This window comes from Aeromonas sp. 602396 (assembly GCF_049173735.1).
GTDB classification, from domain to species: Bacteria; Pseudomonadota; Gammaproteobacteria; order Enterobacterales; family Aeromonadaceae; genus Aeromonas; species Aeromonas veronii_A.
Genome location: NZ_JAAKSD010000009.1, coordinates 1 through 19,944 on the forward strand (window position 1 = coordinate 1; position 19,944 = coordinate 19,944).

At 53.5% G+C, this 19,944-nt stretch carries 16 protein-coding genes; 7 read left to right on the forward strand and 9 right to left on the reverse strand.

The window, feature by feature from the left end; translation table 11 throughout:
* Nucleotides 1-264: 264 nt before the first annotated feature.
* A complete protein-coding gene (tcdA, locus tag G5229_RS12000; protein ID WP_421209182.1) occupies nucleotides 265-1,101 on the forward strand; it encodes a tRNA cyclic N6-threonylcarbamoyladenosine(37) synthase TcdA in 837 nt (278 codons plus the stop codon).
* 21 nt (nucleotides 1,102-1,122) lie between these two features.
* On the opposite strand, the gene G5229_RS12005 is transcribed toward tcdA, so the two are convergent.
* Both G5229_RS12005 and G5229_RS12010 read right to left on the reverse strand, forming a co-directional pair.
* Complete coding sequence (locus G5229_RS12005; protein WP_227341642.1) at nucleotides 1,123-1,557, reverse strand: SufE family protein; 435 nt, start codon at nucleotides 1,555-1,557, stop codon at nucleotides 1,123-1,125.
* Nucleotides 1,558-1,570: 13 nt separating this feature from the next.
* On the reverse strand, nucleotides 1,571-2,791 hold the full coding sequence (locus tag G5229_RS12010; protein WP_421209183.1) for a SufS family cysteine desulfurase: 1,221 nt from the start codon (nucleotides 2,789-2,791) through the stop codon (nucleotides 1,571-1,573).
* 181 nt (nucleotides 2,792-2,972) lie between these two features.
* Between G5229_RS12010 and rep the strand changes: the two genes are divergently transcribed.
* Nucleotides 2,973-4,985 carry a DNA helicase Rep gene (rep, locus tag G5229_RS12015; protein WP_421209184.1) on the forward strand — a complete coding sequence of 671 codons (2,013 nt, stop codon included), beginning with the start codon at nucleotides 2,973-2,975 and terminating at the stop codon, nucleotides 4,983-4,985.
* On the opposite strand, the gene G5229_RS12020 is transcribed toward rep, so the two are convergent.
* The 5 genes from G5229_RS12020 to G5229_RS12040 form a co-directional block, all read right to left on the reverse strand.
* On the reverse strand, nucleotides 4,982-7,264 hold the full coding sequence (locus G5229_RS12020) for a putative bifunctional diguanylate cyclase/phosphodiesterase (RefSeq protein ID WP_216979758.1): 2,283 nt from the start codon (nucleotides 7,262-7,264) through the stop codon (nucleotides 4,982-4,984). The two genes, rep and G5229_RS12020, sit on opposite strands and share 4 nt — an antisense overlap.
* Nucleotides 7,265-7,349: 85 nt before the next feature.
* On the reverse strand, nucleotides 7,350-7,805 hold the full coding sequence (locus G5229_RS12025) for a c-type cytochrome (RefSeq protein WP_227341639.1): 456 nt from the start codon (nucleotides 7,803-7,805) through the stop codon (nucleotides 7,350-7,352).
* Between the two features lie 197 nt (nucleotides 7,806-8,002).
* On the reverse strand, nucleotides 8,003-9,031 hold the full coding sequence (gene tdh, locus G5229_RS12030; protein ID WP_005340852.1) for an L-threonine 3-dehydrogenase: 1,029 nt from the start codon (nucleotides 9,029-9,031) through the stop codon (nucleotides 8,003-8,005).
* Nucleotides 9,032-9,086: 55 nt separating this feature from the next.
* The gene (locus G5229_RS12035; RefSeq protein ID WP_216952604.1) at nucleotides 9,087-10,277 is read right to left on the reverse strand and encodes a glycine C-acetyltransferase; all 1,191 of its coding nucleotides are present in this window, start codon (nucleotides 10,275-10,277) and stop codon (nucleotides 9,087-9,089) included.
* Between the two features lie 115 nt (nucleotides 10,278-10,392).
* The gene (locus tag G5229_RS12040; protein ID WP_100644767.1) at nucleotides 10,393-11,037 is read right to left on the reverse strand and encodes a TetR/AcrR family transcriptional regulator; all 645 of its coding nucleotides are present in this window, start codon (nucleotides 11,035-11,037) and stop codon (nucleotides 10,393-10,395) included.
* A 158-nt stretch (nucleotides 11,038-11,195) separates the two neighbouring features.
* Between G5229_RS12040 and rfaD the strand changes: the two genes are divergently transcribed.
* The 4 genes from rfaD to G5229_RS12060 all read left to right on the forward strand — a co-directional run bounded on the left by rfaD (nucleotide 11,196) and on the right by G5229_RS12060 (nucleotide 16,334).
* Nucleotides 11,196-12,152 carry an ADP-glyceromanno-heptose 6-epimerase gene (rfaD, locus tag G5229_RS12045; protein WP_005340846.1) on the forward strand — a complete coding sequence of 319 codons (957 nt, stop codon included), beginning with the start codon at nucleotides 11,196-11,198 and terminating at the stop codon, nucleotides 12,150-12,152.
* 118 nt (nucleotides 12,153-12,270) lie between these two features.
* Nucleotides 12,271-14,031 carry a polysaccharide deacetylase family protein gene (locus G5229_RS12050; protein WP_421209185.1) on the forward strand — a complete coding sequence of 587 codons (1,761 nt, stop codon included), beginning with the start codon at nucleotides 12,271-12,273 and terminating at the stop codon, nucleotides 14,029-14,031.
* Between the two features lie 3 nt (nucleotides 14,032-14,034).
* Nucleotides 14,035-15,261 carry an O-antigen ligase family protein gene (locus tag G5229_RS12055; protein WP_421209186.1) on the forward strand — a complete coding sequence of 409 codons (1,227 nt, stop codon included), beginning with the start codon at nucleotides 14,035-14,037 and terminating at the stop codon, nucleotides 15,259-15,261.
* Nucleotides 15,258-16,334, forward strand: coding sequence for a glycosyltransferase family 9 protein (locus G5229_RS12060; protein ID WP_421209187.1), 1,077 nt, complete (start codon nucleotides 15,258-15,260; stop codon nucleotides 16,332-16,334). Before G5229_RS12055 ends, G5229_RS12060 begins: the two co-directional genes overlap by 4 nt.
* 38 nt (nucleotides 16,335-16,372) lie before the next feature.
* Here the strand turns inward: G5229_RS12060 and G5229_RS12065 are convergent, their stop codons facing one another.
* Together G5229_RS12065 and G5229_RS12070 are read right to left on the reverse strand one after the other, a co-directional pair.
* Nucleotides 16,373-17,350: a hypothetical protein gene (locus tag G5229_RS12065; protein ID WP_421209188.1), complete on the reverse strand. Its 978-nt coding sequence runs from the start codon at nucleotides 17,348-17,350 to the stop codon at nucleotides 16,373-16,375.
* A gap of 52 nt (nucleotides 17,351-17,402) precedes the next feature.
* Entirely contained in the window at nucleotides 17,403-18,464 is a 1,062-nt protein-coding gene (locus G5229_RS12070; RefSeq protein WP_421209189.1) for a glycosyltransferase, read from the reverse strand.
* Between the two features lie 236 nt (nucleotides 18,465-18,700).
* On the opposite strand from G5229_RS12070, the gene G5229_RS12075 reads away from it, so the two are divergent.
* A complete protein-coding gene (locus G5229_RS12075; protein ID WP_421209233.1) occupies nucleotides 18,701-19,912 on the forward strand; it encodes a 3-deoxy-D-manno-octulosonic acid transferase in 1,212 nt (403 codons plus the stop codon).
* The last annotated feature ends 32 nt before the right edge of the window (nucleotides 19,913-19,944 follow it).

A 19,944-nucleotide genomic window follows, 5' to 3' on the forward strand; every position in this document is an offset into this window, starting at 1 on the left:
TCAGAAGTGAAACGCGGTAGCGCCGATGGTAGTGTGGCATTCGCCATGCGAGAGTAGGACACTGCCAGGCACCCAATACAAGAAACCCCGCTCATCGAGCGGGGTTTTTTATTGCGTGTAATTCAGCAAATAGTCTGAAAATTGACCTTTTATTCTCTCTTCTCTGCCGTTTTCCCTGTTTTTCCTCCCCTATTTTCTCCGGTTCTGCCATCGCCGCTGGCTCTGGTTGCCGCTATAATGGCCGCCCTCAAGCAAGGTGGTGGTATGAAAGCAGAATATCTACAGCGATTCGGGGGCATTGCCCGTCTTTATGGTCAGAACGCATTGCATTCCTTTAGCCAGGCCAAGGTCTGTGTGGTGGGGATCGGCGGCGTTGGCTCCTGGGCGGCCGAGGCGCTGGCCCGTGCCGGTATCAACCAGATCACCCTGATCGACATGGACGATATCTGCATCACCAACACCAATCGCCAGATCCACGCTATGCAGGGGACGGTCGGTCGCCTCAAGACCGAGGTGATGGCCGAGCGTATTCGCGCCATCAATCCAGATTGCGAAGTGATCGAGGTGGATGATTTCGTTACTGCCGACAACCTGGCCGAGCATATCAAGCGGGAGTTTGACTATGTGGTGGATGCCATCGATTCGGTCAAGGCCAAGGTGGCGCTGATTGCCTTCTGCAAGCGCAACAAGATCCCGGTGATTGTGGCGGGTGGTGCTGGCGGGCAGATGGATCCGACCCAAATCACCGTGGCGGACCTGGCCAAGACCATTCAAGATCCGTTGGCAGCCAAGGTGCGCTCCGACCTGCGCCGGTTGCACAACTTCAGCAAGAATCCGGCGCGCAAGTTCGGGGTGGAGTGTGTCTTCTCAACCGAGCAGCTGAGCTATCCGGATGGCAATGGTGGCACCTGTCAGGCCAAGGCGGCCAGCGATGGCACCATGAAGATGGATTGCGCCTCAGGCTTTGGCGCCGTGACGCCGGTGACGGCCACTTTTGGACTGGTTGCCGCGTCTCGGGTATTGAAGAAGATTGCCGAGCGGGGTGCCCGCGCTGAGAAAGAGGCCGGGAATGAAGAGGCAGGGTCGATTGGCGAAGCGTAATAGACCACTGAACAAGGCGGGTTAGACAGCCTGCTCCCGGATCGCCAGCACGATCGCTCTGAGCCCGTTACCTCGTGACGGGCTCAAGTGTTTCTCAAGCCCAAGTTCGGTAAAATACCCTTCCATATCAAACGCCTGGATCGCCACAGACGATTGGTGGTTGAGCGCCGCCAGCACGATGACGATCAACCCGCGCACGATGCGGGCATCGGAATCACAGGCAAAGTGCCAGCAACCATCCTCGCTTTGCTCTCCCTTCAGCCACGCCTGGCTTTCACAACCCTTGAGGCGGAACTCCTCCTGCTGCCATTCGCCGGGTAGCGCTGGCAGCTGTTTGCCGAGCTGGATGATGAGCCGGTACTGGTTCTCCCAGCCGTGAGCGGCGGCAAACTGCTGGCGGATGGTGTCGGCGTTGGGCTCAAGGCCAATCTGGGTATAGCTTGCGAGGTCACTCATTCGGTTGTCTGCCTTAGAAGAAGTCACTGAGTTTGTGCAGGGCGGCCAGCAGGGCGTCGACATCATCCCGATTGTTGTAGCAAGCCAGCGAGGCGCGCATGGTGCCGCCGATCCCGAGCGACTCCATCAGCGGCATGGCGCAGTGATGGCCGACTCGCAGGGCGATCCCCTGCATGTCGAGCAGGGTAGCAGCATCTTGCGGGTGGATGTCGTCGAGCAAGAAAGAGACAGCACCGGCGCGTTGGCTGGGTTCGCCGACCAGACGCAACCCCGGCACCTGTTGCAGGCCAGCGACCAAATAGTCGGTCAGTGCCTGCTCATGTTGGGCGAGCCATTGCCGATCTTGCGCCATCACAAAGTCGATGGCGGCGGCGAGGCCGATAGCGCCAGCGATATGGGGAGTGCCCGCCTCGAACTTGAAGGGCAGGCTATTGAAGGTGGTGCCGCTGAAACTGACCCGATCGATCATCTCGCCACCTGCTTGCCAGGGCGGCATCCGTTCCAATAGCTCGGTGCGGCCCCACAACACGCCGATGCCGGTCGGGCCATAGAGTTTGTGGCCGGAGAAAGCGTAGAAGTCGCAGCCGATGGCCTGCACATCCACCTCGAGATGAGCCACCGCCTGGGCGCCGTCGATCAGTGTCACGGCGCCAACCGCTTTGGCGGCCGCCACCATCCGGGCGACCGGATTGATGGTGCCGAGGGCATTGGAGACGTGGGCTACGCTCACCAGCCGGGTGCGTGGTCCCAGCATGGCGTGATAGGTGGCCAGATCGAGATCGCCCCGCTCATCGAGGGGGATAACCCGGATCAGGGCGCCGGTACGCTGGGCGACCAGTTGCCACGGGACTATGTTGGCGTGGTGCTCCAGCGTGCTGAGGATGATTTCGTCCCCTGTCTTGAGTTCGTTCAGCCCCCAGCTCTGGGCCACCAGATTGATCGCTTCCGTGGTGCCGCGGGTCCAGATCACCTCTTGGCTGCGGGGTGCATTGATGAAGCGGGCGACCGTCTCGCGGGCGGCCTCGAAGGCGCGGGTTGCGCGACCACTCAGGGCGTGGGCTGCGCGGTGCACGTTGGCGTTGTCGGCCCCATAGTAGTGAGCGATGGCATCCAGTACCGCTTGCGGCTTCTGGGTGGTGGCGGCGTTGTCCAGATAGACCAGAGGGTGGCCGTTTACCTCCTGCGCCAAGGCCGGAAACTGGCTGCGCAGTTGGTCGTGCTGTTGCTGATTCATGTTCCCCTCATCATCTGGAAAAAGTCATCATCTCGAAAGGTCGGCCATGATCCTGAAAATAGCGCCCGAACACAAGGCGCGATAAGCCAGATGGGCGGTTGCCTGCCGTGCAGCAGGTACGGCTCGTCGGGTGATTTCTGGTACAATGCCGCCCCTCATCATAAGCCAAGAGATCCGGCCCATGAAGCTCAACCCCAATCAGAACGAAGCGGTCAAGTATGTCTCCGGCCCTTGCCTGGTGCTGGCGGGTGCCGGATCGGGCAAGACCCGCGTCATCACCAACAAGATTGCCTATCTGGTGCAGCAGTGCGGCTACAGTGCGCGCAACATCGCTGCGGTCACCTTTACCAACAAGGCGGCGCGGGAGATGAAGGAGCGGGTCGGCCAGACCCTGGGACGTAAGGAGGCGCGGGGGCTGATGGTCTCCACCTTCCATACACTGGGTCTCGATATCATTCGTCGTGAGCACAAGAGCCTGAATCTCAAGGCCAACTTCTCCCTGTTCGATGACACCGACCAGCTGGCGCTGCTGAAAGAATTGACTGAAGACGAGCTCGACAACGACAAGGACAAGCTCTCGGCCCTTATCAGCCAAATCTCCAACTGGAAGAACGACCTTATCCTGCCCGCCCGTGCCATGCGCATCGCCCGCGGGCCGGAAGAGGTGCTGATGGCCCAGCTCTACGAGCGCTATCACCGCCAGATGGTGGCCTATAACGCGCTGGATTTTGACGACCTCATCGTGATGCCGACCCTGCTGCTCAAGAGCAATCAGGAGGTGCGTGAGCGCTGGCAGAACAAAATCCGCTATCTGCTGGTCGATGAGTACCAAGACACCAACACCAGCCAGTACGAGCTGGTGAAGCAGATCGTCGGCGAGCGTGCCCGTTTTACCGTGGTAGGGGACGATGACCAGTCCATCTACTCCTGGCGCGGTGCCAAGCCGCAGAATCTGGTGCTGCTGAGTGAAGATTTCCCCAGCCTCAAGCTGATCAAGCTGGAGCAGAACTACCGCTCCAAGCGGCGGATCCTCAAGTGCGCCAACATCCTGATCGCCAACAACCCGCACGTCTATGACAAGGCGCTCTTCTCCGAGTTGGATGAAGGGGTGAAGCTCAAGGTACTGTTCGCCAAGAACGAGGAGCACGAAGCGGAGCGGATCGCTGCCGAGATGATGGGCCACAAGTTTATGAACCGTACCCGGTTCAAGGATTACGCCATCCTCTATCGGGGCAACCATCAGTCGCGCATCTTCGAGAAGGCGCTGATGACCAACCGGATCCCTTACCGTATCTCCGGCGGCACCTCGTTTTTCTCCCGTACCGAGATCAAGGACATCATGGCCTACCTCAAGCTGCTGGTGAACCCGGATGAGGACACCGCCTTCCTGCGGGTGGTCAACCTGCCGCGCCGCGAGATTGGCCCCACTACCCTCGAAAAACTGGGTCAGTATGCCAATCAGCGCGGCAAGAGTCTGTTTGCCGCCAGCTTCGAGCTGGGGCTGGAGCAGCACCTCTCAGGCCGTGGCCTCACTGCATTACAGGCCTTCACCAACTGGCTGGTACGCCTTGGCGATCAGGCGCTGCGTGGCAATCCGGTGGAGGCGGTGCGGGACATGATCAAGGAGATCCACTACGAAGAGTGGCTCTACGAGACCTCCCCCAGCCCGAAAGCGGCCGAAATGCGGATGCAGAACGTCTCCACCCTCTATCGCTGGATCACCGAGATGCTGGAAGGGGATGAGCTGGAGGAGTCGATGACGTTGGCTCAGGTGGTCACTCGCCTCACCCTGCGTGACATGATGGAGCGCAACGAGGGGGAGGACGACGCCGATCAGGTGCAGTTGATGACCCTGCATGCCTCCAAGGGGTTGGAGTTCCCCTATGTCTATATGGTGGGGATGGAGGAGGGCTTGCTGCCCCACCAGACCAGCATCGACGAGGACAATGTGGAGGAGGAGCGGCGTCTCGCCTACGTGGGGATCACCCGGGCTCAGACCGAACTGACCTTCACCCTCTGCAAGGAGCGGCGTCAGTTTGGCGAGTCGGTACGTCCGGAGCCTAGCCGCTTCCTGCTGGAGCTGCCGCAGGATGATCTTGAATGGGAAAACCAGAAGAAGGTGACTGCCGAGGAGCGCCAGCAGAAGGGGCAGATGGCGGTGGCCAATCTGCGCGCCATGTTCAAGAAAGATTAGGAGGTTGCGTTGCCGGGGGATAGCAGTGGAATGATGTCTGCTCCCGGCATGGGGGGAGATATATAGCGTCCTTGCCCCATCCGGCAGCCGATATCTATCAGCTTCTGTAACTGCTGCTGGTTCTCAATGCCTTCAACCACAAGGGTGTAATCGAGATCCTGACAGATATCCCGCATGGCGCGGATCAGCGCCAGATCTTTGGGGGACTGCAGCATCCGCTGGGTAAAGCTGTCATCCACCTTGATGTAATCTACCGGGAAATGGAACAGGGCGTTGAGGGAGGAGAAGCCGGTACCAAAGTCGTCCAGGCTGATCTGAATGCCCTTGGCACGCAGTTCATGCAGGGAGGCCAGCGCATCGGAATCCTGCCGCGACAGCTCCCGCTCGTTGAATTCAAAGATCAGATAGCCTGGTGCTATCCCCTCCTCATCGATAATGTCCACCAACCGCATGATGTGATCATGGTTGACCAGATGTTTGCCGGAGAGGTTGATGGCGACCTTGAACTTGCTCTGGCCCGAGATCGGAAGCCACACTTTCAGTTGCTGGCAGGTGTGGCGCAGGATCTGATAATCCAGCTCCAGAATCAGGCCACATTGCTCCGCCAGCGGAATAAAGTCGAATGCATCCTTCAGAATTCCCTCTTCGGTCAGCCAGCGCGCCATCACCTCCAGACCGGTCAGGCGGCTATCCTGTAGCCGGATCACCGGTTGGTAGTAGGGGACGATACGCCCTTCCCGCAGGGCCCGAGCCAGCATCTCTTCCGGCGAATTCCAGTTCTGGTTGATGCAATCATCCGAGTAGCTGACGATGCGGCTGCGGCCATTGCGTTTGGCCTGGTACATGGCCAGATCGGCCTGGTGGAGTAACTGGCTGATATCCGATGTCTGTTCGGACACACTCGATACCCCTAGGCTGACGGTAATACTCAGCTCATTGCCAAGCAGCCGGAACGGATAGGAGAGGCGGCTGATGATACGGTTGAGCACCGGGCTGATGTCATCTTCATGTTTGCTGCTATCGAGATAGATGACGAACTCGTCGCCCCCCAATCTGGCCACCATATCGTTTTGCCGGATGCAGGTCTGCAGGCGGCGGCTTACCTCCTTGAGCAGCTGATCACCAGCACTGTGGCCCAGGGTGTCATTGATCTGCTTGAAGTGATCCACATCGATGAAGATCACCGCAAACCCCGGTGACTTGTAGCGGTTGTAGTGGGTCATGGCTTGATTGAGGTGGTTCATCAACAGCGCCCGGTTCGGTAGCTGGGTCAGCGGGTCGTGAAGCGCATCGAATTGCAGCCGCCGTTCCAGCTCCTGATGCTGCTTGAGCTGCTTTTGCAGCCTGAGGTTGGTCTGACGCAGCTGTTGCAGCCGCTGGTTGATGGAGTCTTCACTATTGATGTCGTTAAGCTGCTGGCGGATCCGCTTCAGCTCCAACAGCAGGGTAAGCTGGCCACGCAGGAAGTCGAGAAACAGCTTGTCGTCTGTCTCCAGCGGTTGCGCGGTGCTGATGATGAAGTGGGCGAAGTACTGTTGTTGCAGCCGTAGCGGCATGCTGTGCCAGTAGGTTGCCTCCCTGTTGACCTCGATATTGCTGGTGCTGTGGCACAAACCGCTGATGAATTCGTCGCTTTGACGAGGATGTGCGGGATAAATCTTCTCAAGCGTATGGCTGTGGAGCCTGACCAGCAGCATATCCTCAATGGCGAGCATCTGGCGCAGCACCGCCTCCAGCTGGGAGAAGAGCGCCTGACCGGGCAGGGTGTTGGCCAGTCGCATGATGCGGCTGATGCTCTCGATTTTCTTTTTCCAGTTCGGGTCTTTGCGGATCAGCGGAGAAGGCAGCTCGGTGAGATGGGAGCCCGCTTGGGTTTCGGTCAGCCGTTTGGATAGACACTCCAGCAGCAGGCGTAATGTGGGCAGGTCGGATGGTTCGCCGCGAGCCAGCAGCCACTGCACCTGACCATGTTCGATAGGAAAGACGCACCACCCTTCGGCCTCATCGAGCTGGGTGAGCTGATCGGTGATGCGGGACTGCTCCCGCCCCAGTTGTTGCTTGAAGGTATCGCTGATTTTGTAGGCGTAGAGCCAGTTCAGACCACTGTCGGAGAGGCCCAGCATGCCGAAATGCTGCAACGGGCAGAGCTGGTTTATCTGCTTTATCAGATCATCATAATCGCTGCTCTGCGCTGTAGGGGGAGCCGGAAAATCCATAATGGCAGAGACCAACGCCAGCAGAGGAGTTGAGTAGTGGGATTCGGTGGAATGGGGCGACATGAGCAACTCCCGACTATGCCTACCCTACAAGAGTAGTCGGAAGCCGATAGATTGAAAGGGCCGCAATTGCGGCCCTTTCAAATACTTAGAGGTTGTCAGTCATGTAGTGAATGGCGTTTTCAATCTCTTCGTCGCTGCAGCTCGCACAAGTGCCGCGTGGAGGCATCATGCCGGACTTGCCGGTGAAGCCTTCGATGGCATGTTTCTTGAGAGTATCAATGCCCTGAGCGATGCGAGGATCCCAGGCGGCCTTGTCACCCCGTTTGGGGGCACCGGCGGCGCCGGTGTCGTGACAGGCAAAGCAGGCGCCCTTGTATACCGTTTCGCCATCGCGGGGACCGGAAGAGGCGGCCGCCGTCGGTGCAGCACTCGCGCCGGCAATACCTTCCAGATCCTTGGCGGTATAGACCTGACCGATTGGTTTGATCCGCTCGGCAATGGCCTCCGGTGACATCTCATCGGCAGCAAGCACTGCCCCAGACAAGCTGGCGGCCGTCATCCCGACAGCCAGCAAATAGCTCAGTTTTTTCAACACGCTCATATACTCCCAGCAGTCTTTTATTATCCATGTAAACGACGGGATTATAACCGAATAGTTACAGCCATTTAAACGCTTGTGTGTGAAGTGTTAAACACTCTGCGTACAAAGTTTTGGTCGATATCACGGCAATTCGGGCGGTGGAGATAAAAAGAAACCCGGCATTCGCCGGGTTTCGGTTAACCAAGGGGTGAAACGGCCTATTTATCCCAGCTCAGGATCACCTTGCCGGAGTGGCCGGAGCGCATCGCATCGAACCCCTGCTGGAATTCGTCGATGTGGAATCTGTGGGTGATGATGGGGGAGAGATCCAGCCCGGACTGGATCAGGCTGGCCATTTTGTACCAGGTCTCGAACATCTCGCGGCCATAGATCCCTTTGATAAACAGCCCCTTGAAGATCACCTTGTTCCAGTCGATGGCCATGGTGGAGGGGGGAATGCCGAGCATGGCGATCTTGCCGCCATGGTTCATCTTGTCGAGCATCTCCTGGAAGGCGCTCGGGACGCCGGACATCTCCAGCCCCACGTCGAACCCTTCGGTCATGCCCAGCTCGCTCATCACGTCGGCCAACTTCTCCTTGGCCACGTTGACCGCGCGGGTAGCGCCCATCTTGCGGGCCAGCTCCAGTCGATATTCGTTGACGTCGGTGATCACCACGTGGCGCGCACCCACATGGCGGCAGACGGCGGCGGCCATGATGCCGATGGGGCCTGCCCCGGTAATGAGCACATCTTCACCCACCAGATCGAAGGAGAGGGCGGTGTGCACCGCATTGCCGAACGGGTCGAAGATGGCAGCCAGCTCGTCCGGGATATTGTCCGGCAGCTTGAAGGCGTTGAATGCGGGGATCACCAGATACTCGGCAAAGGCGCCCGGGCGGTTGACGCCAACACCAATGGTGTTGCGGCAGAGGTGAGTGCGGCCAGCGCGGCAGTTACGGCAGTGACCGCAGGTGATATGCCCTTCACCGGAGACCCGATCGCCGATGGCGAAGCCGCGCACCTCCTGACCGATGGCTACCACTTCCCCAACATATTCATGGCCGACCACCATGGGTACCGGAATGGTCTTCTGGGACCACTCGTCCCAGTTGTAGATGTGGATATCGGTGCCGCAGATGGCGGTTTTGCGGATCTTGATCAGCAGGTCGTTGTGGCCGAGCTCGGGGGCCGGTACATCCGTCATCCAGATGCCGACCTCTTTGTGCAGTTTGGAGAGTGCTTTCATGGCTGTTCCTTCAATATGAATGCAGAAAAAAGGGGCTGCAGCCCCTTGATTCAAATCAGATAACGCCGAGTTCACGGCCGATGCGGATAAAGGCGTCGATCGCCTTGTCCAGCTGCTCGCGGGTATGGGCGGCAGACATTTGGGTGCGAATGCGCGCCTGACCCTTGGGCACGACCGGGAAGGAGAAGCCCACCACATAGATGCCGGCTGCCAGCATGCGGCTTGCCATTTCGGAGGCGAGTTTGGCATCCCCCAGCATCACCGGAATGATGGCGTGGTCGGCGCCTGCCAAGGTGAAACCGGCTGCGCTCATCCGCTCGCGGAAGTAACGGCTGTTCTCTTTCAGACGTGCGCGCAGGTCGTGACCTTCCGCCAGCATGTCGATCACCTTGATGGTGGCGGCAACGATGGAGGGGGCCAGCGAGTTGGAGAAGAGGTACGGGCGGGAGCGCTGACGCAGCCAGTCGATCACCTCTTTCTTGCCGGAGGTATAGCCGCCGGATGCGCCGCCGAGCGCCTTGCCCAGGGTGCCGGTGATGATGTCGACCCGATCCATCACGCCGCAATATTCGTGGGTGCCACGACCGTTTTCACCGATAAAGCCGACGGCATGGGAGTCATCCACCATCACCAGTGCATCGTATTTGTCCGCCAGATCGCAGATGGATTTGAGGTCGGCGATGACCCCATCCATGGAGAAAACGCCGTCGGTGGCGATCAGCTTGAAGCGGGCGCCATCGGCGTCAGCCTGTTTGAGCTGGGCTTCCAGCTCGGTCATGTCGTTGTTGGCGTAGCGATAGCGCTTGGCCTTGCACAGCCGCACGCCGTCGATGATGGAGGCGTGGTTGAGGGCATCGGAGATGATGGCATCTTCGGCGCCGAACAGGGTCTCAAAAAGACCGCCATTGGCATCGAAGCAGGAGGAGTAGAGGATGGTGTCCTCGGTGCCGAGGAAGGCGGACATCTTCTGCTCCAGCGCTTTATGCTGGTCCTGAGTGCCGCAGATGAAGCGCACCGAGGCCATGCCGAAGCCGTGGCTGTCGAGTCCCTGATGGGCGGCAGCGATCAGATCCGGGTGGTTGGCCAGCCCAAGATAGTTGTTGGCACAGAAGTTCAGTACCTGCTCACCGCCGACGGCGATGCTGGCCTGTTGGGCGGAGGTGATGATGCGCTCCTGCTTGTACAACCCTTCAGCTTGCACCTGGTTCAGTTGCTCGGTCAGGTGACGATAGAATCCGTTAGACATCCTCGATCCTTAGTGGCTATTTCAGCTGCGTATCAACAGAGGGCGACATTTTACTGCAATCTGTTGCGGTAAATTCAAATGATTGTGCTGATATTCAACAAATGTGAAACAGATCTCACCCAGCTGGTTGGGCCAGCTGACGGTAGTGCTGTTCCAGTTGCTGGATCTGTCCGGCCACCTGGGGTTGCACATAGGGGCGCAGCAGGAACAGCACCTTTAATACGCCCTGATAGAGCAGAGGTTTGGTGATGCGGGTGTTGGGGGCTTGGGCAATCTGGAACGGGATCCAGCAGGTCACCACCATCTTGATGGTCTGGCCCAGATCCGGCAGGTCGTCATCGCTGACGTCGATAATGCCCCCTTCGCGCAGGCTTCTGAGCAGGGCGACCACGGAGGAGCGCATCTGCTCTTGGGCCTTGAGGTACTTCTGCTGCAGTGGTTCGTCACGGCTCAGGATGTCCGGCAGATTGGCGTAGAAGAAGCGGAACTGCCACATCAGATAGAAGATGGCATCCAGATAGCCCATCAGGTCCTGCAGGGTGATCTCACGGTTGCGGGTCGGCACGAAGCTCTCGCTCAGGTGGCGGGCATACTGGTCGAAGATGGAGTGGATGATGTCTTCTTTATTGCGGAAGTGGTAGTAGAGGTTGCCCGGGCTGATGCCCATGTGCGCCGCAATATGGTTGGTGGTGATGTTGCGTTCACCCTGATCGTTGAACAGCTCGGTCGCGCTGTGAATGATCCTGTCTCTGGTTTTCATCACTCATTCCTCCAACAGGTTCCGCTCGGGGCAGTTTTGAACAAGGTCGAATCCCCGGACGGCCCGTGATAAACTTTTCGGCAATTTCAAATTGGCTCACTATACACAGCTTTAACAAGCAGTCACATGTAGCCATCAACGTACGAGAGGCAAACTCCATGATCGTAGTAACTGGCGGTGCTGGCTTTATCGGCAGCAATCTGGTCAAGCAGCTGAACGCTCAAGGACGGACCGATATCGTGGTCATTGATGACCTGACCGACGGCACCAAGTTCGTCAACCTGGTCGATCTGACCATCGCTGACTACATGGACAAAGACGAGTTTCAGGCTCGCATCGTCTCCGGTGACGAGTTTGAAGAGTGGGACAACGGCATCGAGGTGATCTTCCACGAAGGCGCCTGCTCTGCGACGACCGAGTGGAACGGCAAGTTCATCATGGAGGTCAACTACGAGTACTCCAAGGATCTGTTCCACTACTGCATCGAGCGTGAAATTCCGTTCATCTACGCCTCTTCTGCCGCGACCTACGGTGGCCGCAACGACAACTTCATCGAAGATCCCAAGTTCGAGCAGCCGCTCAACGTCTATGGCTACTCCAAGCAGCTGTTTGACCAGTACGTGCGCCGCTGGATGCCGGAGATCAACTCTCAGGTCGTTGGCCTGAAGTACTTCAACGTCTACGGCCCGCGCGAGCAGCACAAAGGCTCTATGGCTTCCGTCGCCTTCCACCTCAATACCCAGGTGAAGAAGGGCGAGAATCCCAAGCTGTTCGAAGGTTGCGATGGCTTCCCGAACGGTGGCCAGATGCGTGACTTCATCTATATCGACGATGTCTGCAAGGTAAACCTCTGGTTCTGGCAGAACCCGCAGCACTCCGGCATCTTCAACTGCGGTACCGGTCGTGCCGAGCCTTTCCAGAACGTGGCCGAAGCGGTGATCAAGCATCATCAGAAGGGAGCCATTGAGTACATTCCCTTCCCGGATCACCTCAAGGGTCGCTACCAGAGCTTCACCCAGGCTGACATGACCAAGCTGCGCAGCGTGGGTTATGACGCCGAGTTTAAAACCGTTGCCGAAGGGGTAGCGGATTACATGGCCTGGCTCAACCGCTAACGGGTGAGCACAACGCGGCAGTTTGAGCGCAAAACCGGAAGTGGGCACTCGCCTGCTTCCGGTTTCTGGTCTCTGTGGCTGCTTGCCGTTCCTCTCTTCTCTACCGGGTAACCGCGCGATGAATATATTGATGGCACTCTCCCAGCTCGAGGTAACGGGAGCTGAGGTCTATGCCACCACGGTCGGTAACGAACTGACCCGGCGTGGTCACAACGTCTTTTATGTATCAGATACCCTGACCAAGCCGACTCTTGGCCCAGTCTTCAAGCTGAGATTCAACAAGCGCAGCATTCTGCGCCGCTTCTGGCACGTCTTCTACCTTATCTATCTCATCAAAAAGCACCATATCCAGTTGGTGCATGCTCACTCCCGCGCCTCCGGCTGGAGCAGTTATGTGGCCTGCAAGCTGACTGGCACCCCGATGATCACCACGGTTCATGGTCGCCAGCCGGTGCACGCTTCGCGCAAGGCATTCCATGCTCTCGGCTATCGGGCAGTTGCCGTTTGTGAGGATATTGCCCATCAGATTGTCGACAATCTGGGGGTCGATCCCGCGATCGTGCAGGTGCTGCGCAACGGTATCGAAACCGACAAATTCCAGCCTGTGCCAGCGCCGGACAACCCAAAGCCGGTGATTGCCATCATTGGCCGTTTGAGCGGCCCCAAAGGGGAGCTCTGTTACCGTCTGCTCGACGAGGTACTCGATCTGGATGCCTACAAGGTGCGGATTGTCAGTGGTACCAAGGTGCCTGAGCGCTTTGCCCGTTTCGAAGGCCGTGCCGAGTTTGTTGGCTATGTTGACGATGTGCCCGCTCTGCTGGCGAGTTGCGATCTGGTGATCGGCGCCGGTCGGGTAGCGATGGAAGCACTGCTCTGTGGTCGGCCCGCCTTTGCCATTGGTGAAGCCAAGGCAGTTGGTCTGGTAACCGAACAGAATCTGGATGATGCTCTGGCGAGTAATTTTGGCGATATCGGCCCCAAGGATCTGGCCATCGATTTTGCCGCGCTGAAGGGCGAAATCGAATCCGCCCTCGCAAGCAATGTGGTGCCGGAAGCCATTCGCCAACGCATTCAGGATGAGTATGGCTTGCAGGGGGTAGTATCCGGCCTCGAAACCATCTATCAGGATGCCGTAGTCGAAACCCTGCGCCGCGAGATGCCCGTCATCATGTACCACCGTTTTATCGAACAGGATAGCGAGAAAGGGGTGCATGGCACCTGGATGCCGATCACCATGTTCGAGAAGCATCTGCGACTGATGAAGTGGCTCGGCTACGAAACCCTGACTTTCCGCGATTTGGCGGACAAAGGCTTTATCCACCGTCTGCAATACGGCAAGAAGTACCTGATGATCACCGCCGATGACGGCTATCAGGACAACCTGACCCGCATGCTGCCGCTGCTGGAAAAATATGGTTACAAAGCCGTGGTGTACGTGGTCACCGGTGCAGGCTATAACCGTTGGGATGTGGAGCATCCGACCAATCCGGATACCAAGGTTTCATTGATGAGTGGCGAGCAGGTCAAGGCGCTGGCCGCCAGCGGTCATGTGGAAATTGGTGGTCATACCCTGACTCACCCCCGCTTGAGCAAGCTCACACCCGAACAGCAAGCCCATGAAATTCAGGAGAATAAACGCCAACTGGAGGCCCTGCTTGGCCATCCGTTGCTCTCGTTTGCCTACCCTTACGGAGATATGAACGAGAGTGCCAAGGAACAGGCTATCACCGCCGGGTATCGTTTTGCCGTCGCTACCAATAGCGGCCCCAAAGCGATGCACCAGGACCCTTTCCAGATCCGCCGGATTGCCATCTTCCCCCGTACCGATGTATTCGGGCTGTGGCGAAAAATTCGTGGGAATTATGTGTTCAGGAAATAACTTGTGAATTTAGATAAAAATTGCCTACGACTAAATATTATTGTGCAATTTGCAGCTTTTTTATTTGGCGCAATAGTTTTAACGGTCCCCAGTGGCTATGGATATGGGCCCAGCATTTTAGTTTTGGCAAGTGTTTTTGTCTTTTGGCGTAAAAAATATTATTTGGCAATGAGTTCAGAGGTGAAAATATTATCATATATATTCATCTCTTTTTTTGTCATCCAAGCAGTATCAATCGGGATTGATGGTGGCGCTCTCAAAGAGTTAGACCGACCAAGTCGCTTGTTAATGGCTGCAATGACCTTACCTTTATTAAGTGTGTTCCCCATTAACATAAACGTTCTTATTGCTGGCCTCTCTATAGGAGCAGTGAGTTCAGGTCTAATCGCAATATATGAAAAGTTTTATCTTGGAATGCCTCGAGCTTTTGATGAAAGCATGCCAATTCAGTCAGGAAACATCAGCATGACATTGGCATTGTTATGTCTGTGTGCTTTTTTCTGGTTCCGCCATTTAGGGAAGAAAAACATTGCTGCCTTTATGCTTCTTTCATTTTTAATGGGGGGTATAGGCAGTTTTCTCTCCGGGACCAGAGGTGGCTGGGTTTTACTTCCAATCGTCTTGTTTACAATAGTTTTTTATTTTAGAAAACAGCTATCCCTGAAAGATGGTCTCTATGCAAGCACTGTATGTGCCTTGTTGCTTTTCTTGGCTATGCTTCCGCAAAGTGGCGTAATGGATAGGATATATAATGCAAAAGCGGATGTTGTTCATTATTTTGATGGTGTGAATCCGGATACATCTCTAGGCATTCGATTGCAGTTGTGGGAAAGTGCATATAACTCTTTTTTGGAAAAACCAATTTTTGGTTGGGGAAATAACGGAATTCGCTTATCACAATTAAACCAATATAATAATGGTTCTATATCTGAGTTCATTTATAATTTTAACTCACATGCACATAATCAATTTTTAGATGAATTGGCTAAACGCGGCATTATAGGCTTCTTGATGTTAGCCCTGCTGTACTTTTATCCACTTTGGGTTGCGAGTAAAAATAGAGATAACTTATTGGTCAGTAGTATGTTGGCGGTTTCATCATTAACTCTTGTTGATTATAGCTTAAGTCAAGCATTTATAAGTCATAACTCCGGGATGATATTCTTCATGTTTTTATTTTCGGCTTTAATTACCACAATAAAGGTATCGCCTTTGGAGGGAAGAAAATGATTAAGAAATTGCAATCATGGCGCGATATCATTCGTCGTAAAATAGGGATTGTGCTTTTTGACCGATCTTTGAGATCGTCTTCAAATGAAGATGGTGCTATAGTCTTTGTTCGTTGGGATGCCAAATTGGGGGATGCCATAGTATCATCTTGGGTCGCTCGTGAAATAAAAAAGAAGTTTCCAGGCAAAAAAGTAGTTGCAATTACAACCCCTGAGATGAGGTCTTTATTTAAAAACCAGTTTCTTTTTGATGAAGTTTATTCTATTCCGAAAAGACCAAGTTATGCAGCACTCGCCTCATTGGCTAGAGATATAGGAGATATTGAATATCTTGTTCATCTTACTAATGAAATGAAGATGAAAGATATTTTCTTTATCTCAAAATTATCTGTAAAAAATGTTATTGGTATAGATGACAAAATAAAATGTGTGAATATTAAAATTGGTCATTTAACCAAGAATATTCACTTCTCACAGAAGTTTGCCTTGGCCGTTAATAAAATGGGGGTTGATAACCCCGATACAGATTATATTGTTCCAGAATATCTTGAAGATGAGTCAAGCGTTAAATATAGCTGGCCTGATAATCCCACAATCTGTTTTAATCCTTACGGTAGTGGCAGCTCACGAACATTTAATGATGAAAAAATTATTGAGATCCTGAAGGTTATGTTGAGCAAGCCTGGATATAATGTATGTTTGCTCTATCCACCGATAAAGAAAATTGAAACAGAACACAATATCAGGAGAATGCCTGATATCTTAAGGGAAAGAGTTATCACACATGACTCATCCCATTCTTTAGGTGTTCTATTCGCTCAAATAAGAAATAGTATCGGTATCGTGTCTGTAGATACGGCGACAGTACACATTGCTGCAGGGCTTAAAAAACCTATATTTGGAATATATAATGATAATTTTGGTAAAGGTGAAAACCGGGAGTGGTTACCAAATTTTGAGAAAGCCATGGTAATGTATGTTGATGCTAAAAAAGAACAAAATGTAAACTACATTAATATGGATGAGTTTGAGAATCAATTTAATGATTGGTATGTTCAGTACATAGCACAATAATTTAGATTTCTGCACCATAGCCTGGTGCAGAATAAAAATTAAAGCATCGCCTTTATGTATTTATTTACCCATATATCTAGTCTGTATTGATTCTTTATATCGTCAGATATGTGATGATAAGGGATCGTTAAAAAGTCAGGTGAGACTTTTAGATCTGTATCTGTTATGCAAAATATATTGTTGGGATGAAAGAACGGAAATGTCTCTGCGGTATTGTTATTTGATATTATCTTTTTTTCATAGGCAAGAGACTCAAAGAATCTAAAAGACAAGCCTTTTTGTGACTGGTATCCTATATCAAGAATACAGTGATAAGCCGATGAGATTGCCAATAGTTCATCACCAGTAATTGGCTTGGTAATTATTTCGATTCTCTTGTCTCTTATTTTTTTGATCTTTCGGTGGTGATCAACATAAATCATGATTTTAATTTTTAAGTCTGGGTTGGCATCCAGAAATGCAGTTATAAAGGCGTAGCGTTCACGATCAAAGCTAAAAATACCAAACACATCACCATCATAGTTTCTGTTTGGTTGGAGTGGGGTTAAATTCTTTTTATAGTAGTTAGTTACTGGTGTAAAGCCATATTTTTTAACATCTTGCGGATCAAAGCTCAAAACTTTATCAAAAAGTGAAATGTTTTTGATATTATTTGGCATTCTGAGAGTACTGTCCCACAGGTGGCAAATCATCCTGTTGGTGCATTTTTTGAGCTGTGTCAGATGTTCTGCCGTGTAAATATCAGGATTAGTGAGGATAGTGATATCAAAGTGGCGGTTTTTTGTAAAACCATTCAAAAACTGGGTGGTCGACAGCCAGCTTCTTTCTTGTTTTAAATTTCTTTTAAACAGAGCCTTTGAAATTAAGTTTGATATTCTCTCTACTGGGTGCAGGTAATCATATCTAGATATTTCTCCATTCTCAATAAATGTAACCACGTGTCCTTGTTGTCGCATCTCTTCAACTATCGGGGTAATGAGCCCTGCGTTATCAATACCTATTAATAGGATATTCATTGGATTAGCTCTCAAAATGACATTGCAATGTTATTTCATTAAATTTAATAAACTAAAGTGACATAAATGATTTTATGGTCTCTGTACTAGAGAATGGGCTGTAAAAATGATCTGGTATATGCATTTTATCAATATCCATACGAGATATTTTTTGCGCTATTTTGGGAATGTCAAAAAGGGCGCAAAGGTTATCTTGCAGTGGCCCAGTAAGAATTTCTGCCGGTCCAGACGGGCAATCCACGCTGATCACCGGGGTATGGCAGATGAGTGCTTCAATAAGCACTGTTGGCAGCCCTTCAGCATCGGATGTCAGGATGAGCGCCTGAGCGGCTTTGATATAGGGGTAGGGGTTCTTCTGAAAGTCGATGATCTTCACCTTGCTGGCAAGGTTCATCTCCTCGATCATGGCTTCAATGTGAGGGCGTCGCTCCCCTTTGCCCATCAGAACGAGTGGCGTAGCAACGCCGCTTAGCTGATATGCCTGCAAGAGACGATCGTGGCGTTTTCGTTCTTCGAAGGTGCCGACATGGATAAAATACTTTTCAAATGGCTTGTTGAAAGGCTCATCGGCCAACGCCTGAATTTTCTCGATATCAAACGGATTGTAGATAACCTGACACGATTTTGGTGTGGCTCTTACATTGTGCAAAATGTCGTCCGCGATGCCACGAGATACGCAGATCAGTTTCTTGCCATTATAGAAACGCTTGAATTTTTCATATCCTTTGGCATTGTCTTTGGCAAAGCCGGTGACATTTCCGTGGATCCAGTAATAAATATTCAGTGTATCAGGCAGGTGTCTGGTAATTTTGTCACATGAGCATGAGATAATTACGTCAGGCGAGATCTCTTGGACTTTTTTCAAGATCAGAGATGCTTGTATTTTTTCAACCGCAACATTGGATATGGCTTTAGTCAGCTTTGTGACAATGCCAAGATTAATCGGGTGAATGTTGTCAGGTAGCGTATGGTCTATTTTTTCCCGCAAGGTAAACAAGGTAACATCGACACCTGCATCTTTTAGCAAGGATGCGGTATTGAGCAGAACCTTTTCCGCACCACCACCATACAAGTCTTCAACAATGAATAAAAACTTTTTAACTGGTGGGGTCATAACTGCTCCGCGGGTCTCATAACTGACTGGTAAATCTACTAAAAATGTGAATCGTAAACGAGCAAAATCAGGTGGCAACTGTTAAAGTCGTTAGCAATTTTTTCAATAGGTGTGGATCAATGATTGGTCTTAGTGGGCGCTACCATAACGCATTATTCGCGGCCTGTATATTTGCCGGGCTGCTGCTCTCCTGGTTGTTTTCTGTTAATCAGCTCCTCACCGGCGACCAGACCCAGATGCTCTACAAGGGTTACCTTGGAGCCTATGAGGGGGTCTGGCTCAGCTATGGCAATGCGGCGAGTGCGGTGGGCAATGTGCCGGGGAGCTTGTCGGCCTGGCTGATTGGTGGGCCGCTGCTACTGTGGGATTCTCCCTATGCCCCCATGGTGTTGCTGCTGGTGATGCGGTTGGTCGGTTTTCTGCTATTTGATGCGGTTATCCGCCAGGTGTTTGTTGACCCCGTATCGAAGGGCAATGCGCGGTTGCTGTTTCTGGTGCTCTGCTGGCTCAACCCCTGGTTCCAGTATGAGAGTTTGCTCTACAACCCCTCCTATCTCTTCCTCTTCTCGGCCATGCACTGCTGGTCGGCCTGGCATATGCGCGATCGGGCCTCCTTCTGGCACATGATTGTTCATCTGCTGGCTATCGGTATGGCGATGCAGTTGCACTACTCCTGGCCGTTGCTGGCTGTGATCTCCACCTACCTCTTCTGGCGCCGAATCCTCAAGGTGAGCTGGAGCGGGGCGGTGGTCGCAGCCCTGCTGATCGGTGCATCTCTGATCCCTTACGCCATGGAAGTGATGAGCAACAGCCATATCACCCAGAACGTCGATCCCGAAGCGCGTCAGCGCTATATCGGATGGGGGCTGGTGCATGTCTATCCGGTGCTGAAATCGGTGATCTACTGGCTGCGTTACGGCTCCTGGCTGTTTGCCAGCAAGCTGGTCAACGACACCCAGTTCATCTGGCTGGCGGGTCATGAATATTTGCAGATGACAGCAGTCTGGCTGTGGCGGGTGGTGATCTACGGGGTGGGCTCTGCCACCGTGTTGCTGGCGGCCAAGGCCAACTGGCAACTGTGGCGGGATCTCAAGCCGCGTCTGCTGCGCAGCGACCGTGCATCAGTGGACGGCACGAGCTGGCTCGGCCTCTATGCGCTGGCGGCCGTATTGGCTGTGCTGGTGAGTGCGGCGCTCTCGCCCATCATCTTTAACTATTGGCACCTGATGCTGATATTCCCCTATGCCCTGTTCCCGATCCTGCTGTTGCTGGTTAGCTGGAGCCGCAACCATCCTCAGTGGGTTGGCAAGGGGCTGCTGGCAGCCACCCTGTTCTGCACCGCTGTGAACCTGATTGCGGCGAGCGACAGCACCAAGTTCTCCTATCAGGCGGACTACAAGCAGCAGGTGCAGGAGTATTTGCAGGAGATGAAGCTGCAACCCAAGTAACTGGGTTGTGTGATCAGTCGAAGGGAGGCGTA

Excerpts from the sequence above, each read along its gene's own strand:
- G5229_RS12070 (WP_421209189.1), bottom strand. The coding sequence starts at position 18,464 with ATGACCCCACCAGTTAAAAAGTTTTTATTCATTGTTGAAGACTTGTAT.
- G5229_RS12040 (WP_100644767.1), bottom strand. The coding sequence starts at position 11,037 with ATGAAAACCAGAGACAGGATCATTCACAGCGCGACCGAGCTGTTCAAC.
- G5229_RS12005 (WP_227341642.1), bottom strand. The coding sequence starts at position 1,557 with ATGAGTGACCTCGCAAGCTATACCCAGATTGGCCTTGAGCCCAACGCC.
- tcdA (WP_421209182.1), top strand. The coding sequence starts at position 265 with ATGAAAGCAGAATATCTACAGCGATTCGGGGGCATTGCCCGTCTTTAT.
- G5229_RS12050 (WP_421209185.1), top strand. The coding sequence starts at position 12,271 with ATGAATATATTGATGGCACTCTCCCAGCTCGAGGTAACGGGAGCTGAG.
- rep (WP_421209184.1), top strand. The coding sequence starts at position 2,973 with ATGAAGCTCAACCCCAATCAGAACGAAGCGGTCAAGTATGTCTCCGGC.
- G5229_RS12025 (WP_227341639.1), bottom strand. The coding sequence starts at position 7,805 with ATGAGCGTGTTGAAAAAACTGAGCTATTTGCTGGCTGTCGGGATGACG.
- G5229_RS12010 (WP_421209183.1), bottom strand. The coding sequence starts at position 2,791 with ATGAATCAGCAACAGCACGACCAACTGCGCAGCCAGTTTCCGGCCTTG.
- G5229_RS12075 (WP_421209233.1), top strand. The coding sequence starts at position 18,701 with ATGCTCTACAAGGGTTACCTTGGAGCCTATGAGGGGGTCTGGCTCAGC.
- tdh (WP_005340852.1), bottom strand. The coding sequence starts at position 9,031 with ATGAAAGCACTCTCCAAACTGCACAAAGAGGTCGGCATCTGGATGACG.
- G5229_RS12035 (WP_216952604.1), bottom strand. The coding sequence starts at position 10,277 with ATGTCTAACGGATTCTATCGTCACCTGACCGAGCAACTGAACCAGGTG.
- G5229_RS12060 (WP_421209187.1), top strand. The coding sequence starts at position 15,258 with ATGATTAAGAAATTGCAATCATGGCGCGATATCATTCGTCGTAAAATA.
- G5229_RS12065 (WP_421209188.1), bottom strand. The coding sequence starts at position 17,350 with ATGAATATCCTATTAATAGGTATTGATAACGCAGGGCTCATTACCCCG.
- rfaD (WP_005340846.1), top strand. The coding sequence starts at position 11,196 with ATGATCGTAGTAACTGGCGGTGCTGGCTTTATCGGCAGCAATCTGGTC.
- G5229_RS12020 (WP_216979758.1), bottom strand. The coding sequence starts at position 7,264 with ATGTCGCCCCATTCCACCGAATCCCACTACTCAACTCCTCTGCTGGCG.